At 70.8% G+C, this 15,606-nt stretch carries 14 protein-coding genes; 4 read left to right on the plus strand and 10 right to left on the minus strand.

The window, feature by feature from the left end; genetic code table 11:
• Positions 1–12: 12 nt before the first annotated feature.
• The 8 genes from ACT3TD_RS09845 to ACT3TD_RS09880 form a co-directional block, all read right to left on the minus strand.
• Complete coding sequence (locus ACT3TD_RS09845; RefSeq protein ID WP_301442114.1) at positions 13–2,496, minus strand: helix-turn-helix transcriptional regulator; 2,484 nt, start codon at positions 2,494–2,496, stop codon at positions 13–15.
• A gap of 40 nt (positions 2,497–2,536) precedes the next feature.
• Complete coding sequence (locus tag ACT3TD_RS09850; protein ID WP_301442115.1) at positions 2,537–2,809, minus strand: hypothetical protein; 273 nt, start codon at positions 2,807–2,809, stop codon at positions 2,537–2,539.
• 44 nt (positions 2,810–2,853) lie between these two features.
• Positions 2,854–3,795: a Fic/DOC family protein gene (locus tag ACT3TD_RS09855; RefSeq protein ID WP_301442116.1), complete on the minus strand. Its 942-nt coding sequence runs from the start codon at positions 3,793–3,795 to the stop codon at positions 2,854–2,856.
• A 64-nt stretch (positions 3,796–3,859) separates the two neighbouring features.
• Positions 3,860–5,554 (minus strand): FAD-dependent oxidoreductase, encoded by a 1,695-nt coding sequence (locus tag ACT3TD_RS09860; RefSeq protein ID WP_301442117.1) that lies wholly within the window; start codon positions 5,552–5,554, stop codon positions 3,860–3,862.
• Positions 5,551–6,354: a sugar phosphate isomerase/epimerase family protein gene (locus ACT3TD_RS09865; RefSeq protein ID WP_441578871.1), complete on the minus strand. Its 804-nt coding sequence runs from the start codon at positions 6,352–6,354 to the stop codon at positions 5,551–5,553. Before ACT3TD_RS09865 ends, ACT3TD_RS09860 begins: the two co-directional genes overlap by 4 nt.
• 5 nt (positions 6,355–6,359) lie before the next feature.
• Positions 6,360–7,157, minus strand: a complete 798-nt coding sequence (pcaD, locus tag ACT3TD_RS09870) for a 3-oxoadipate enol-lactonase (protein WP_441578872.1) — start codon at positions 7,155–7,157, stop codon at positions 6,360–6,362.
• Between the two features lie 5 nt (positions 7,158–7,162).
• Positions 7,163–8,431: an acetyl-CoA C-acetyltransferase gene (locus ACT3TD_RS09875; RefSeq protein ID WP_441578873.1), complete on the minus strand. Its 1,269-nt coding sequence runs from the start codon at positions 8,429–8,431 to the stop codon at positions 7,163–7,165.
• Between the two features lie 37 nt (positions 8,432–8,468).
• Positions 8,469–9,263, minus strand: a complete 795-nt coding sequence (locus ACT3TD_RS09880; protein ID WP_441578874.1) for an IclR family transcriptional regulator domain-containing protein — start codon at positions 9,261–9,263, stop codon at positions 8,469–8,471.
• Between the two features lie 73 nt (positions 9,264–9,336).
• Between ACT3TD_RS09880 and ACT3TD_RS09885 the strand changes: the two genes are divergently transcribed.
• Both ACT3TD_RS09885 and ACT3TD_RS09890 read left to right on the plus strand, forming a co-directional pair.
• Positions 9,337–10,122 carry a CoA transferase subunit A gene (locus tag ACT3TD_RS09885; RefSeq protein ID WP_301443977.1) on the plus strand — a complete coding sequence of 262 codons (786 nt, stop codon included), beginning with the start codon at positions 9,337–9,339 and terminating at the stop codon, positions 10,120–10,122.
• Between the two features lie 5 nt (positions 10,123–10,127).
• A complete protein-coding gene (locus ACT3TD_RS09890) occupies positions 10,128–10,763 on the plus strand; it encodes a 3-oxoacid CoA-transferase subunit B (RefSeq protein WP_301443976.1) in 636 nt (211 codons plus the stop codon).
• A gap of 26 nt (positions 10,764–10,789) precedes the next feature.
• On the opposite strand, the gene purU is transcribed toward ACT3TD_RS09890, so the two are convergent.
• Positions 10,790–11,749: a formyltetrahydrofolate deformylase gene (purU, locus tag ACT3TD_RS09895; RefSeq protein WP_441578885.1), complete on the minus strand. Its 960-nt coding sequence runs from the start codon at positions 11,747–11,749 to the stop codon at positions 10,790–10,792.
• A gap of 164 nt (positions 11,750–11,913) precedes the next feature.
• Here purU and clpX point away from each other — a divergent pair, with 164 nt between their 5' ends.
• The gene (clpX, locus tag ACT3TD_RS09900; RefSeq protein ID WP_441578886.1) at positions 11,914–13,191 is read left to right on the plus strand and encodes an ATP-dependent Clp protease ATP-binding subunit ClpX; all 1,278 of its coding nucleotides are present in this window, start codon (positions 11,914–11,916) and stop codon (positions 13,189–13,191) included.
• Positions 13,192–13,397: 206 nt separating this feature from the next.
• Here clpX and ACT3TD_RS09905 read toward each other — a convergent pair whose 3' ends face one another.
• Positions 13,398–14,351, minus strand: coding sequence for a TetR family transcriptional regulator (locus tag ACT3TD_RS09905; protein WP_441578875.1), 954 nt, complete (start codon positions 14,349–14,351; stop codon positions 13,398–13,400).
• A gap of 269 nt (positions 14,352–14,620) precedes the next feature.
• Here ACT3TD_RS09905 and ACT3TD_RS09910 point away from each other — a divergent pair, with 269 nt between their 5' ends.
• Complete coding sequence (locus ACT3TD_RS09910; protein ID WP_301441743.1) at positions 14,621–15,601, plus strand: malate dehydrogenase; 981 nt, start codon at positions 14,621–14,623, stop codon at positions 15,599–15,601.
• Positions 15,602–15,606: the final 5 nt, after the last annotated feature.

Here is a 15,606-nt window from a genome sequence, read left to right on the forward strand (position 1 = left end):
GCTTAGCGCCGCTCATCGACGCTGCAGCGCCCCGGAGAGCTCCCGGCGCCCGGCGACCCCGAGCTTGCGGTAGGCGCGGGTGAGGTGGTGCTCGACCGTCTTCGCCGACAGGGTCAGCTCCCGGGCGATGTCGCGGTTGGTGGAGCCGTCGGCGGCCATCACCGCGATCTGCTCCTCCTGGGTGGAGAGCAGCGGGGTCGTCTCCTCGGAGGCGTCGGACGCTACGACGTCTGTGCTGCTTCCGCTGATCCCCGCCGCGCGGCGTTCGCGCCGGCAGCGTTCCACCATCGCCGCCGCGCCCATGGAGGCGAAGACCTCCTCGGCGCGGGAGAAGACCTCGTCGGCACGTCGACGCCGACCGAGGCGGCGCAGCACCAGGCCGTACTCCAGCAGGATGCGCGAGTGGTAGGCGCGCATCGGGGTGTCGGCGATGATGTCCACGGCCTCGTCGAAGCAGCGCAGCCCGGCCTCGACCTCGCCGCGGCGCAGCAGGATGCTGCCGCGCGGCACGCGCAGCTTCGCCGCCAGTGACGGCAGTGGGGTCGTCCCGCGGGCGGCGGCCCGGTGCTCTGCGCGTTGTTCGGCCTCGGTGACCACCGCGTCTGCGGCGCGGATGCGTCCGGCGCGCACGAGGCACTGCGCGTAGACGTCCTCCCACGGCCAGAAACCGGGCTGCTGGGTGTCGGTCTCCGTGCCGATGCGCGCCAGCGACTCGCCCATGCGCAGCGCGGCGACGAGGTCGCTGCTGTTGGCGGTGGTGATCATGCGGCTCATCGCCGCCGGCAGGCGTTGGATGAGGAAGGAGTCCGGGTCGTCCGGCAGACGCGCGGTGTAGCGTCCGGCGCCGAGGGAGTCGCCCTGGAAGGCGGCGACCTGGGTGCCCGTCCACAGCAGCACCGGTTCCAGCAGGACGCTGCCGTGGGCCTCACCGGTGGCCAGGCCGCGGTCGACGACGCGGCGGGCGGCGTCGAAGTCGCCGAGGACGTAGTGGGTGCGCGCCAGCCATGCGTCGCGCCAGACGGCAGGCAACGGGCCGGACGGTTCGGAGCCGGGTGTGGTGTTCGTGTCGTGCGTGGTGAGCAGGTCGCGGGCGGTCAGCGGGTCGTCGTCGACGAGGGCGAGCCAGCCGTCGACCAGGGGGTGCAGGGGGCCGGCGTGCGTGTCGCCGGTGATGCGCCGGGTGATGCCGGTGAGCAGGTCGTCGCCGGCGGTGGTGGCGTGCCCGAGCATGGCGCCCGGGTTCCAGTCGGCCAGGGCGAGCACGGCGCGTTGGCGCGCAGCGTCGGGACCGCCTGTGCCGTCGAGCGCGCCGTGGGCGCGGCGCCGGTCGCCGTCGTGCATCGCCAGCGTCGAGCGGCAGGACGCCGCGGTGTCGCCGGCGCGTGACCACAACCGTGCCGCATCGAGGTTCCCCGCCCTCGTCAGTGCCATGGCGGTGGCGGCGGGATCCACATGCACGCTGCGCAGGGCGGTGGCCTCGCCGGCCCAGTCCTGGTTCCGGTGGTGCTGTTCGGCGGCCTCCCGCAGCAGGTCCCGGGTGTGCCCGACGTCCTGTGTGTCTCCGGCGGCCAGTGCGGCGTGCAACCGGTGGTGCAGCCGGCGGTCGGTGTCGGTGCAGGCCTCGGCGGCCCGCCGGTGCAGCTGCGCCAGGGTCGCCGGCGGTGTGCGATCGAGGACGGCCGCGCGGTGACGAGGGTCGCGGAACTGCACGTGCGTCCCTGCGGTATCGCACTGCACGGTGCGCAGGACGGTGCGGAATACGTCCTGCCCGGCGACGTCGAGGGATGCGCCCATGGCGACGATCAGTGCGACGGGGACAGGGGAGGCGTCCGGTGCACCGCTGACGACGACGGCCTGAAGGAGGTCGGTGAGCCCAGGGGAGTCCTGGTCGAGGGCCTGGTCGAGGGCCCGGTCGAGGACACGGTCGAGGGAGGCGGCCCAGGTGTCCGGGACGCAGGGGAACACCCCGAGCAACTCGGCGAGCAGGTCGATACGTCCTCCGGTCATCGCGTGCATCTGCTCGACCGTGTGTGGTGCGGGCATGCGTCCGGTCGTGGTCTCGCAGTACGTGGCGACCTCGGCGACGGAGAGGGGAGGCAGGATCACGTCGATGTCGGCGGTGAAGTCGGTGGCAGTGGCGGTTCCCACCACCATCAGGCGGGCCGGGCGGTCACGTCGTTGGGTCTCGGCGACGAGCCGGCGCACGGTGGACGCCGCGGCGCGGTCCAGGTCCTCGACGAGCAGGAGGGTGTCGGCCGTGGCGTCGATCGCGTGCTGGTCGAGCGTGGCCTGATCGAGTTCGCCGCCGTCGGGCAGCAGCCGCTGCTGCACGGTCCGCCACCCCGGGGACCCGGTGGCCAGTTGACGCAGCAGCCCGGCGCCACCGGCGCAGCGGTCGTGAACACGGACGAGGAGTCCGCCGTGGGCGGGCACGCTCTGCTGCAGCGACAGGATCTCCCTGACCTGTGTGTGGTGGAGGCGGTCGGTGGTGGTCACGCCGGTCAGTGTAGTTGGGCGAGTCTCGCCGCCGCGCCGCTCACTCCCCGCCCGGGGATCCGAGCCCGCCGATGCGGTCGAACTCGGCGCGCATCATCCGGCAGCGGGTCAGCAGGTCCTCCCGGTCGGTGTCGACGGCTGCCGCGACATACGTGCGGAGAGCCTGGCGCCGGGATTCCCACCACTGCCGCTCAGCCTCGGTGGCCGCCGCGTCGTACCGGTTGGAGTACGCGACGCCCAGGCTCGCAGATACGGACTTCATCACGTCGTACTCGGCGAAGTAGATGTGCCCCTTCGTGGGTTCCGACAGCATGGTGACCTCCCGTGGTTCGCCGCGGGCCTATCACGGCGAAAACGTCACGACCGGGGAGAACGAGGCCGGGCGATACGCCGGTAGACCTCCTCCATGGGGCCGGTGTCCATACGTAGTCCCTGGGCGTCCCCGAACGTCGCCGCGGACGCGGCGATCCAGGACTCCCGGTCCACCGCGGAGAAGTCCAGCACCACACCGTGGCGTGCGGCCAGGTCGGTCATGAACAACCGTCCCGTGCGGCCGTTGCCCTCCCGGGCGGGATGGGCGAAGTTCAGGTCGGTGTGCACCTCGGCGAGTCCGTCCACGGTCTGCGCGAAACCGGCACCGTCCCAGTCGACGCGGCGAATCAGCCCGTCGACCTGACGCAGGTACATGCCCATGCTCGCGTGGTCGCCGAAACTCTGCCCGCCCTTGGTCATGTTCACGTCCCGGAAGGTGCCGGCGAAGTCGTAGATCCCGCCGAAGAGCTCCGCGTGGATCCACGCGAGCTTCTCGCTGGTGGTCTCCCCGTGCAGCTCACCTTCGACCGCCAGGTCGGCGAGGTCCGCGCCGAGGCGTGAGGTCATCCGGTGCTCGGCGACGGACAGTGGCTGCGCCGCGCGGATCCCCAGGCGGTTACGCAGGACGCCGGTGCCGGGGTAGAAGTACCGCCGCCACGCGGCCGCCGGGTTGGCGGCGGGCGACTGCGGCAGCTGTTGCGTCCGCTGAGTCTGCTGCGTCTTCTGAGTCCGGGTATCCCGGCTCTCCCCGTCGGACGGCGCGAGCTCGGCGACCATCGCCTCGATCTCGCGTGCGCCCATCCGGGACGGTTCCGGACGCCGCACGTCGGCGGCCAGCGCGCCCATCTCCTCGTCGGTGGGTTCCCACCCCTCCAACACACTGGAGTGCGCCGCCTGCACCACCCGCCGGGCGACTCTGTCGTCCCCGCCCTCCATCCCGGCGAACACCGACGGGAACGCCGCACGGTACCCGTCGAGCCCCCTCAAGGTGGCGAACTCGACTTGTTCTCGAGACGGTCCCTCTCCCGGTCCCTGCACCATGCCGCGCAGCCTACACCCCGGCCAGCTCCCGACCGGCCACGTAGCCGAAGGTCAGCGCCGGCCCCAGGTTGATGCCACCGGCCGGGTAGAACCCGCCCATGATGGACGCCCGGTCGTTGCCCGCCGTGTAGAGGCCCGGGATCGCCGCACCGTCCTCACCCAGCACCCGGGCCCTGCCGTCGGCACTGACGCCGGCGAAGGTGCCGAAGCTGCCCGGAAGCACCTTCACCGCGTAGAACGGTCCCTTCTCCACCGGAGCCAGCGACGGGTTCGGCCCCACCGCCGGATCCCCGCCGTAACGGTTGAACTCCGTGGCGCCGCGGTGGAACTCCGTGTCCTCGCCGCGCCGGGCGTCGTCGTTGAACCGGGCGACGGTGGCCTCCAAGCCGTCCGGGTCGATGCCGCACTTCTCCGCCACTTCCCGCAGCGTGCGCCCCTTGACCAGGTAACCGTTGCGCACGTAGGGCAGCAGCGGCACGGGGAAGGGCTTGGCCATACCCATCGGGTACCGGCGTACGAACGTGGAGTCCGCGACCTGCCAGGAACACACCGGCTCACCGGCCGGGGCGGCGTCCAGCATCGCCGTCACGTAGTCGTGGTAGCCGTCGGCCTCGTTGACGAAGCGCCTGCCGGTCGACACCACGCCGATCGACCCCGGCTTCGCCCGGTCCATGATGTGCGGGAACGTACCCACCTTCCCGTTGAGGTACGGCACCTGCGACACCGGGCACCACGCCGCCGGGGCGGCCAGGTCCGTGCAGGACGCCGCGCCGACCGAAAGCGCCAGGCGCAGCCCGTCGCCGCTGGCCTCCTCCGGTGCCAACGTGTGGTGCTCCCGCCCGGTGGGCGTGCGCGGGAAGAGGTCACTGCGCAGCTCCACGTCCGCCGGGAACCCGCCGGTGGCCAGCACCACACCGCAGGACGCCGCCAGCTCGGCCGTGCCGTCCGGCCCCTGCACGCGCACGCCGGTGACGCGCCCGGCGCCGTCGGTCAGCAGCTCGTGGGCCGTCGTCCCGGTGAGCATCGTGACGCCCAGGTCATCGGCGGAGGCGGCCAACCGGCCGACGAGGGCGGCGCCGTTGACCATCTGCATGTTGCGCCGGTGCACCACCATGTCCCAGGCGTGCACCAGTACGCGGCGCGCGGCGTGGAACCAGCCGCTCACGTCCCCGCGCGAGGCCGACAGGAACTTCCTCAGGTCCGGCCCGGCCATGATGCCCATGCCCAGAAACGACGTCTCGTAGAGCTGGTGGCGCAGCTTCGCGCGCACCTCGGGGCGGATTCGCCGGGCGTTGAACGGTGCGGGCCCCACCGAGCGGTGCCCGGTGCCGGCACCCGGCAGGTCACCGTAGATGTCCTTGATCGCCGAGCCCGGGGTGAACTGCAACCGGGTGTTGTCGTGGAAGAAGTCCACCATGTCCGGGGCGGCGTCCAGGAAGGCGTCGATGTTCTCGGCGACATCGCCTCGGTAGCGCTCGCCGAGCACGGCGCGCAGGTAGGTGCGGAACTCTTCTGCGTCCTCGTGCACCCCGTCGCGCCGGGCGAAGCTGCTGCCGGGCGTCCAGGCCCAGCCGCCGGACCAGGTGGTGGCCCCGCCGAGCACGTCGGCCTTCTCCACCACGGTCACCTTCAGTCCGTGGTGGGCGGCGGTGACGGCGGCGGACAGCCCGCCGGCCCCGGAACCGACGATGATCACGTCTGTCATGTGTCGAGCATCCTTCTGGTCGTGTCGTGCAGATGGTGGATCCAGCCGGGCGCGCCGCGGCGCGCCAGCTCGGTGAGGTGGGGGACCTCCACGCTGACCGGGAGGTCGTCCGGCAGGACGGCCAGGTGGCGCGCCAGGTCCTGCTCGCCGTCGCCGGGGGCCAGACGGGCGGCCCGGGCCTCCTCAGTCAGCCCGGCGGTGTCGGTGGGGGCGGCTGCCGGGCAGTCGCACAGCTGCACCATGTCGACCAGGTCGCCGACCTGTGCCAGCTCCTCAGGCTCGGTGCCGACGCGTGCCAGGTGCAGCATGTCGGGCAGCACGCGTGCCCCGGCGGCGCGCGCGATGCGTCCGGCCTCGGTCAGTGAGCGCACCGCGCGGTAGGAGATCGGCTCGAGGGCGGGCACCACGCCGTAGGACGCGGCGTCCTGCGTCAGCCGCCCCAGCGTGTCGGTCAACCGCGCGCGGTCCTCGTCCCCGGCGGCGACGGTGAAGCGGGTCGCGCCGAGGGCCCGGGCGGCCTCCAGGGCGGGGAGCCAGTCGTCGGGGCCGGTGGTGGCGTCCAGGCGCAGGAACTCGGCGTCGAGGACGTACAACCCGGTGGCGTCCAGCGCCTCCATCGTCCGGGCCAGCAGGGGCGAGCCGGGGGACAGGTCGTGGTGCGGTTCCTCGGGTGTGACGGCGAGTACGCGCAGGCCCACGAAGTCGAAGCCGGCCGCGGCGGCGAGACGCACGAGCCGGTCGGGTGCGACGTCCAGAGCCGACAACGGGGCCAGACCCACCGGGCGCGCGGCGTCCCCCATGCCGGTCAGCCCGCCAGGAAGCCGGTGACCAGGCCGTTGACGGTCTGCGGCTGCTCGAGGTTCGGCAGGTGTGCCGCCGGGGAGAGCACCACGTAGGACGCCCCGTCGATGCGGTCGGCGATGACCTTCACCGTCTCCGGGGCGGTGGACGGGTCGTGTTCGCCGGCGATGACCAGCGTGGGCACGGTGATCTCCGACAGCCGGTCGGTGAAGTCCCACCCGGACAGGGCCCCGCAGCACGCCGCGTAACCCTCGTCGTCGGTGTCGGCGACCATGTCACGGTAGTGGTCCGTGGTCGCCGGGTTGGCCGCGCGGAACTCCGGGGAGAACCAGCGGGTGATCACCGTGTCAGCCAGCGCCCGCACACCCTGCCCGCGGGCGGTCTCTGCGCGCTCGACCCAGCCGGAGGGCTCGCCGAACTTCGCCGCGGTGCAGATGAACACGGCCTTGTCGACCCGCCCGCTGGTGGCGGCGAGGTACTGCGCCACCGCGCCGCCGAGCGACAGCCCGACCAGGGTGAAGCTCTCCACACCCAGGCCGTCGAGGGTGTGCAGCACGTCGGCGGCGAGGTCCTCCACGCCCGGTGCCGGGGCGTCCTGCGGGGTCAGGGGGGAGCGGCCGTGGCCGCGGTGGTCCAGGGCGATCACGCGGCGGTCGTGGCCGAGTGCGTCGAGCTGCGGCAGCCACATCTCGGTGGTCGAACCGAGGGAGCCGAGCAGTACGACGGTACCGGTCGCTGCGTTCCTGGCGGCCGCGTCGTCCGGCCCGTAGTCGACGGCGTGCAGGGTGAGTGGTGTGTTCACGGTCGTTATCCTTCGCTCTCGAGGACGGCGGCGAGCCCCTGGCCGCCGCCGATGCACATCGTGGCCAGGCCACGCAGGGGCGTGTCCCCAGTCTGCCTGCGACGAAGCTCGTGGCACAGGGTCACCAGCATCCGCGCGCCGGTCGCACCGACCGGGTGGCCCAGCGAGATGCCCGAACCGTGCGGGTTGAGCCGAGGATCGTCGGCGTCGACACCCCACTGCCGCAGCACCGACAGGGCCTGGGAGGCGAAGGCCTCGTTGAGCTCGATCACGTCGAGGTCGTCCAGTGTCAGCCCCAGGCGCTCGAGCACCCGGGCGGTGGCGGGCACCGGCCCGATGCCCATGGTCTCCGGGGCGACACCGGCGACGGCCCAGCCGGCCAGCCGGGCGAGCGGCTGCAGGCCCAGCTCCTCGGCGCGGGCGCGGGTGGTGACGATCATCGCCGCCGCCCCGTCGTTCTGGCCCGAGGCGTTGCCGGCGGTGACGGTGGCCTCGTCGTCCTGGCGTCCCATCACCGGACGCAGCCCGGCGAGCTTCTCCTCGGTGGTGCCCGGGCGCGGGTGCTCGTCGGTGTCGACGACGGTGTCCGGGTCGCGACGGCGCCTGCCCGGGACGGTGACCGGGACGATCTCCTCGGCGAAGGTGCCGTCCTGCACGGCGGCGACGGCACGGGCGTGGGACTCGGTGGCCAGCGCGTCCTGCGCCTGGCGGGTGATGCCGTACTCGCGACGCAGGTTCTCGGCGGTCTCGATCATGCCGCCGGGGATCGGGTGGTCGCGTCCGCCGGCGGACGCCCGGCCCTCGGCGAGACGGTCGTGCAGCACCAGGTCACCGCCCTTGACACCCCAGCGGATCGAACCGTCCACCGAGTAGCCCGTGCGGCTCATCGACTCGGCACCACCGGCGATGACCAGCTCGGCGGCACCGGTGGCGACGTGGGCGGCGGCGGTGACCACGGCCTGCAGGCCGGAGCCGCAGCGCCGGTCGAGCTGCATGCCGGGGACGGACTCACCGAGGCCGGCGTCCAACGCGACGACGCGCCCCAACGCCGGTGCGGCACTGTCCGGCGAGGCCTGGCCGAGGATGAGGTCGTCGATGTGCTCGGGCGACAGGCCGGTGCGCTCGACGATGGCGGCGACGACGGTGGACGCCAGGTCCTGGACGGGCACGTCCGTGAAGGCACCGCCGTAGGCGCCGACCGGGGTACGCAGCGGGGAGCACAGGACGACATCGGTGGGGTCGGCGGGGTCGGTGGGCTCGGGGTTGTTTGTCATTGGTTTCCTCCGTGGTGGTTCAAGGGTGTCAGGGATCTCAGGGGTGCTGCGCGGCGAGGTCGTCGCTGATGGTGGCGGCGGTGGCGACGAGCTCCGGGATGATGCGGGAGTGCAGGTCGTCGAGGTCGTGGACCTCGGTGCGGGTCGACACGTTGACCGCGGCGACGGTCCGTCCGTCCGGCGTACGTACCGGGGCGGCGACGGACCGCAGGCCGACCTCCAGCTCCTGGTCGACGAGGGCGAAACCCTGTTCGCGCACGCTCTGCAGTTCGGCGCGCAGCTGGTCCGGGGAGGTGCAGGTGCGCGGGGTGGGGGCGGGGAGGTCGCCGGCGTCGAGGATCGCGTCGAGCTCGTGGGCGGGCAGGTCGGCCAGCAGGACCCGTCCCATCGAGGTCGCCGTGGCGGGGAAGCGGGTGCCGATGGTGATCGACACCGCCATGATCCGGCGTACCGGCACGCGGCTGACGTAGACCACGTCGGAGCCCTCGAGCACCGACATGGAACTGGACTCACCGATGCGCCGGGAGAGGTCCTCCAGGCGGGGCTGGGCGATGTCCGGCAGCGACAGCGAGGACAGGTAGCTGTGCCCGAGTTCCAGGACCCGGGAGGTCAGGCGGAACTCCGTGCCGTCGGTGCTGGCGTAGTCCATGGAGACCAGGGTGTGCAGGAAACGGCGGGCGGTGGCGCGGGCCAGGCCCGTACGCTCGGCGACCTGGGCCAGGGTGAGGGTGGGGTGGTCGCCGTCGAAGCAGCGGATCACCGCCAGTCCGCGGACGAAGGACTGGACCTGGCCGCCGTCCTGTTTCTCGGTCGTGTGCTGTGTCTGTGTCACCGAACTTCTCCCGTCATCCGTTCATTCAGCGAACAATTGTCCATTGCGCGAACACCAGTGTACAGTTTTCCATATGCTTGACAAAACATTCACCACAGCAGACGAGGCGGTGGCCGACCTCACCGACGGAAGCTCCCTCGCCGTCGGCGGATTCGGCCTGGTCGGCATCCCTTCCGTGCTGATCGAGGCCGTGCGCAACCTGGGCGTCGGCGACCTCACGATCATCTCCAACAACTGCGGCACCGACGGCTTCGGCCTCGGCACGTTGCTGGAGGATCGTCGGGTCGCCCGCACGGTGGGCTCCTACATCGGCTCCAACCGGATCTACGCCCAGCAGTACCTCAACGGCGACCTGTCGGTGGAGTTCACCCCGCAGGGCACCCTCGCCGAGCGTATGCGTGCCGGCGGCGCCGGTGTGCCGGCGTTCTACACCAAGGCCGGCGTGGGCACCGAGCTGGCGACCGGCGGACTGCCGGTGCGCTACAACCCGGACGGCAGCGTCGCGGAGTTCTCCGAGCCGAAGGAGACCCGCACCTTCGACGGTGAGGACTACATCCTGGAGACCGCCATCCACGCCGACGTCGCCCTGGTCCACGCCCACAAGGCCGACCGCAAGGGCAACCTGGTGTTCCGCGAGACCGCCCAGAACTTCAACCCCGAGGCCGCCAAGTGCGCCCGCGTGGCCATCGCCCAGGTCGAGCACCTCGTCGACGAACTGGACCCCGGCGAGGTCCACCTGCCCGGCATCTACGTGGACCGCGTGGTGCACGTCGGCCCGCAGGAGACCGGCATCGAGAACCGCACGACCCGACCCGACGAGACGACCAACGAGACGACCGACGACAAGACGGAGGCCTAGAGAGCATGGTCTGGAATCGTGAACAGATGGCCGCACGCGTGGCCCGTGAACTCGCCGACGGCCAGTACGTGAACCTCGGCATCGGCATGCCGACGCTGGTCCCCGGCTTCCTGCCGGAGGGCATCGACGTGATCCTGCACTCCGAGAACGGGGTGCTGGGCGTGGGGCCGTACCCCACCGACGACGAGGTCGACGCCGAGCTGATCAACGCCGGCAAGGAGACCATCACCGTGAACCCCGGGGCGAGCTTCTTCAGCTCCTCGGAGTCCTTCGGCATGATCCGCTCGCGCTCGGTGGACGTCGCCGTGCTCGGCGCGATGGAGATCTCGCGCTACGGCGACCTGGCCAACTGGATGGTGCCGGGCAAGCTCGTGCGCGGCATGGGCGGGGCGATGGACCTGGTCCACGGGGCGCAGAAGATCATCGTGATGACCGACCACGTGACCAAGACGGGCACGCCGAAGATCGTGGAGCAGTGCTCCCTGCCGCTGACCGGGGCGAAGTGCGTGGACCTGATCGTGTCCTCCCACGCGGTCTTCGAGGTCGACGCCGAGGCGGGCCTGACCCTGGTGGAGTGCGCCGACGGTGTGAGCGTGGAGGAACTGCGCGAGATCACCGCCGCACCGTTCGCCGTGCGGTGACCTGGCGTCCTGCGCGGGGGAGGGGACTAGAACACGATCGTGGTGTTCCCGTTCCGGATCACCTTGTCCTGGGCGTGCCAGAGCACGGCGCGGGACAGGACGGAGCGCTCGACCTCCGCGCCCAGCCGCTTCAGGTCGGCGACGTTGTCCCGGTGGTTGACGCGCACCACGTCCTGCTCGATGATCGGGCCCTCGTCCAGGTTCTCGGTCACGTAGTGGGCCGTGGCGCCGACGAGCTTCACCCCGCGCTCCTTGGCTTTGCGGTAGGGGGCCGCGCCGATGAACGCCGGCAGGAAGGAGTGGTGGATGTTGATCACCGGCACACCGACCTGCTCCAGGAAGTCACTGGAGATGATCTGCATGTAGCGGGCCAGGACGATGAAGTCCACGTTGCCCTTCAGCAGACGCAGGATCTCCGCCTCGGACTCTGACTTGTCCGGCCCCGCCTGCGAGGGGACGTGGAAGAACGGTACCCCGAAGGATCGGACGTCCTCGACGGTATCGGTGTGGTTGGAGATCACCATGGGGATGGAGACCGGCAGGTCCCCGCGGCGCTGGCGCCACAGCAGGTCCAGCAGGCAGTGGTCGTCCTTGGACGCCAGGATCGCCATGCGCTTGGGCTGAGAGCGGTCGGACAGCGACCACGCCATGTCGTAGGGCTCGAGGGTCTCCGTCAGGTCGGCCCTGATGTCGTCCATGGCGGTGACGAGGTTCTGACGGTGGAAGACGATGCGCTGGAAGAACCCGCCGTCCTCCGGGTCGGAGGAGTGCTGGTCCAGCGAGATGATATTGCCCTTGTTCCGGGTTATCAGTGCGGCGATCACGGAGACCAGGCCGGGCTGGTCGGGTCCGTGGACCACCAGACAGGCGTGGTCGGTCAGGGAGGTGATGGACGGGGACAAAGGGATCTTCCTGGTCGCTGGGGGCGGGCTGGGTGTAACTGGGTTGGGCTGGCCGCCCGGTGGCGGCAGTCGCTTCGGTGGCAGTCTACCCCCACGGTCCCACGGCTCCTCTACACCCCGACGCGCCCGCTGTCGACGACACTGTGCCGGAACGTCCGCCACCGCTGCGGGCGCGGGGGTATGATGGGCCGGACGCGTTACCAACGGATCACCAAGTTTCACAGGAGAGTTCGTCTCACATGCCATCGATGCAGGAAAGCGCCGAACTGCTCAAGTGTTCGTTCTGCGGAAAGAGCCAGAAGCAGGTCCGCAAACTCATCGCAGGGTCAGGTGTGTACATCTGCGACGAGTGCATTGAGCTCTGCAACGAGATCATCGAGGAGGAGCTCGCCGCCGGCGTGACACCCGCCGGGGAGGACGCCGACCTGCCGCACCCCGCGGCGATCACCACGTTCCTCGACGAGTACGTCATCGGGCAGGACGAGGCCAAGCGCACCCTCGCCGTCGCGGTCTACAACCACTACAAGCGTATCCGCGCCGAGACGGCCAACGCCGGTGCACGCCGCAGCGACGACGCCGTGGAACTGACCAAGTCCAACATCCTCATGCTCGGGCCCACCGGCTCGGGCAAGACCTACCTGGCCCAGTCGCTGGCCCGCATGCTGGACGTGCCCTTCGCCATCGCCGACGCCACCAGCCTCACCGAGGCCGGCTACGTCGGTGAGGACGTCGAGAACATCCTGCTCAAGCTGCTGCAGTCGGCGGACTTCGACGTGTCCAAGGCACAGCAGGGCATCATCTACGTCGACGAGGTCGACAAGATCTCGCGTAAGTCCGAGAGCCCCTCGATCACCCGCGACGTCTCCGGCGAGGGTGTGCAGCAGGCGCTGCTGAAGATCCTGGAGGGCACGGTCGCCAACGTGCCGCCGCAGGGCGGGCGCAAGCACCCCAACCAGGAGCTCATCCAGTTCGACACGAAGAACGTGCTGTTCATCGTCTCGGGCGCGTTCGCCGGCCTGGAGAAGGTCGTCGCCGAGCGTCGTGGACGCAAGGGCGTGGGCTTCGGTTCCGAGATCCGCGGCAAGTCCGACGAGGACCCGGATCCGTTCCGCTTCGTGGAGCCGGAGGACATGGTCAAGTTCGGCCTGATCCCCGAGCTGATCGGCCGCCTGCCGGTGATCACCCACGTCGGCCACCTCGACGAGGACGCCCTGGTGCGCATCCTCACCGAGCCGAAGAACTCCCTGGTGCGCCAGTACCAGCGCCTCTTCGAGATGGACGGGGTGCAGCTCACCTTCGAGGACGACGCCCTGCGCGAGATCGCGAAGAAGGCGCTGGAGCGCGAGACCGGTGCCCGTGGCCTGCGCTCGATCGTGGAGCACCTGCTGCTGCCGATGATGTACGCCATCCCGGACGACCCGGACACCGGTGAGGTGATCATCTCCGGCGGGTGCGTGACCGGCGAGGCCGAGCCCGAGCTGCTCACCCACGAGGAGGTCGCCGAGCGCGACCGCCGCAGCGCCTGACCGGGGCGCCGCGGTCTGCAGTGCGGGACCGGCGTTCTATAACCCCGCGCGGTTGGTGGTCATCGGGGTGTCGACCACCAATAGCGCGGGGTTCCGGGTTGTTCGGGGGTCCGGGATCCCGGCGATGTCAGCTGAGCCATGCCCCAGGCAAGATTTTCGGTGTTTCCTGGCCTGGGGCATGACACAGATGACATCGGGTGCCGGAGCTACTCGTCGTAGAGGTCGGCGATGTGGTCCTCGTCGGGGTCCTCGGGGATGTCGGTGTCGATGCCGTGCCCCTCTGAGCTGTCCCCACCGAGCTCACCACCCAGCTCCCCACCGAAGGAGTCGAAGGACGGGTAGGAGGAGACCTGGGACTCCCGCGGGGCGGTGTACTCCGGCAGGTCCTCGGCGCGGTAGGTCACGACCTCTTCCACGGAGCCACCGTCGCCGGCGGTGTACAACGACGCCGACACCGACGACGGGGTCCGCGTGGTGGGGGCCGCGTGGGTGTACGAGCTGCCCTGGGTGGTGGGCATCGAGGTGGTCAGGAAGGCCAGCACGGTGTCGCAGGCCAACTTCTCCAGGCCCTCCACGGTGGCGGCGTGGTCCATGTCCGTGCCGTAGAGCAGCTGGAACAACCCGCCCTGGGAGGCGGGGAAGCAGCACAGGGACGTGATCAGCACGTACACGTCCTCGGCGGAGATGCCGGGACGGAAGGCGCCGTAGTCCTGCCCGCGCATCAGCACCCGGTCGATCTGCAGCACCACGGGGGAGGTCTCGAGCACGTCGTTGCGTCCTTCGAGGTGCCCGCGGGACAGGACGTTCTCGGAGATGATCAGGCGCACGGCGTCCGGGTCGGCGCGGTGGCGCCGGTAGGCGGTGCGCACCAGGGAGCGCACGGCCTCGGCGGGCACGAGGCGTTCCACGTCCAGGTCCTCGGGGCGGGGCCAGAGCCGGCGGAAGGCGTAGCGCACGGCCTCGTCGTAGAGCACGCGGGTGTCCCTGAGTAGGGGGTGTGTGGCGGGTACACCCGCACCGACGGCGATGTCGCGGGTGTCGGCGGAGAGCCCGGAGCGCACGAGTTCGGGGATCGCGGTGTCCAGGACCAGCTGGTACTCCTGCGGGGAGCAGTCGTATCGCCGGTGGCTGCCTGGCAGGTCGGCGGGGTCAGTGATCAATGGGGCGCTCCTGGCCTGGTCTGGTGCGGCGTCTGGTGCAGCGACTGGTGCGGCGGGGACGTGTGCTGGGGTCGGGGATCCTCCCGTGGGCGCGGCAACCGGGTGTCGCCGTGTACTCCCATGCTAAGCGGAACCCACGCCAGGGACGCACATAACGTTTATGCCCCCACCTATGAGGGGGCACCGGAACAGGGGGACAGTTGCTCACGTCTACATTGGTGGGGCACCGAACACCACTGCAATCGCGAAAAGGAACGAGGTCGCACACCATGCCGACACAACCCATCACCGTCACCGTCACCGGGGCCGCCGGGCAGATCGCCTACTCCCTGTTGTTCCGCGTCGCTTCCGGGGACGTCTTCGGTGACCGCCCGGTGAAGCTGCGTCTGCTGGAGATCCCGGCGGCGAAACGCGCTGCGGAGGGGGTTGCCATGGAGCTGCTCGACTCGGCCTTCCCCCTCATCGCCGACATCACCGTCACCGACGACCCGGACGAGGGTTTCGCCGGTGCGGAGGCGGTGTTCCTCGTCGGCGCGAAGCCGCGCGGCAAGGGGGAGGAGCGTTCGGACCTGCTCACCGGCAACGGCAAGATCTTCGGCCCGCAGGGCAAGGCCATCGCGGCCAACGCCGCACCGGGGGTGCGTGTGCTGGTCGTCGGTAACCCGGCGAACACGAATGCCACGATCCTGGACGCCCACGCGGGCCTGGAGGCCGGGCAGGTCACGGCGATGACGCGTCTGGACCACAACCGGGCGCTGGCGCAGGTGGCAGGGAAGCTGGGTGTCACCCCGGGCCGGCTGTCGCGCATGACCGTGTGGGGGAACCACTCGAACACGCAGTTCCCGGACGTCGCCGAGCTGCTGCTCGACGGGGAGCCGGTCGCCGGCACGCTGGACCCGGAGTGGGTGGACTCGGAGTTCATCCCGCGGGTGGCCCAGCGCGGCGCGGAGATCATCGACGTGCGCGGGTCGTCCTCGGCGGCGTCCGCGGCGTCCTCGGCGGTGGACCACATGCACGACTGGTTCAACGGCACCCCGGAGGGTGACTGGACGTCCGTGGCGCTGCGCTCGGACGGTTCCTACGGGGTCGCCGAGGGTCTGTTCGCCAGCTTCCCCTGCCGCGCGGTCGACGGCGTCTGGCAGATCGTCCAGGGCCTGGACCTCGACGACCGGCAGCGCCGGCGCATCGCCGACAGTGCCTCCGAGCTGGCGGAGGAGCGCGACACGGTGCGCGACGCGGGCATGCTGTGACACAG

Source organism: Corynebacterium sp. AOP36-E1-14 (genome assembly GCF_052377495.1).
GTDB lineage: Bacteria > Actinomycetota > Actinomycetes > Mycobacteriales > Mycobacteriaceae > Corynebacterium.

Excerpts from the sequence above, each read along its gene's own strand:
- ACT3TD_RS09885 (WP_301443977.1), top strand. The coding sequence starts at position 9,337 with ATGCTTGACAAAACATTCACCACAGCAGACGAGGCGGTGGCCGACCTC.
- ACT3TD_RS09875 (WP_441578873.1), bottom strand. The coding sequence starts at position 8,431 with ATGACAAACAACCCCGAGCCCACCGACCCCGCCGACCCCACCGATGTC.
- clpX (WP_441578886.1), top strand. The coding sequence starts at position 11,914 with ATGCAGGAAAGCGCCGAACTGCTCAAGTGTTCGTTCTGCGGAAAGAGC.
- ACT3TD_RS09865 (WP_441578871.1), bottom strand. The coding sequence starts at position 6,354 with ATGGGGGACGCCGCGCGCCCGGTGGGTCTGGCCCCGTTGTCGGCTCTG.
- ACT3TD_RS09850 (WP_301442115.1), bottom strand. The coding sequence starts at position 2,809 with ATGCTGTCGGAACCCACGAAGGGGCACATCTACTTCGCCGAGTACGAC.
- ACT3TD_RS09860 (WP_301442117.1), bottom strand. The coding sequence starts at position 5,554 with ATGACAGACGTGATCATCGTCGGTTCCGGGGCCGGCGGGCTGTCCGCC.
- ACT3TD_RS09890 (WP_301443976.1), top strand. The coding sequence starts at position 10,128 with ATGGTCTGGAATCGTGAACAGATGGCCGCACGCGTGGCCCGTGAACTC.
- ACT3TD_RS09910 (WP_301441743.1), top strand. The coding sequence starts at position 14,621 with ATGCCGACACAACCCATCACCGTCACCGTCACCGGGGCCGCCGGGCAG.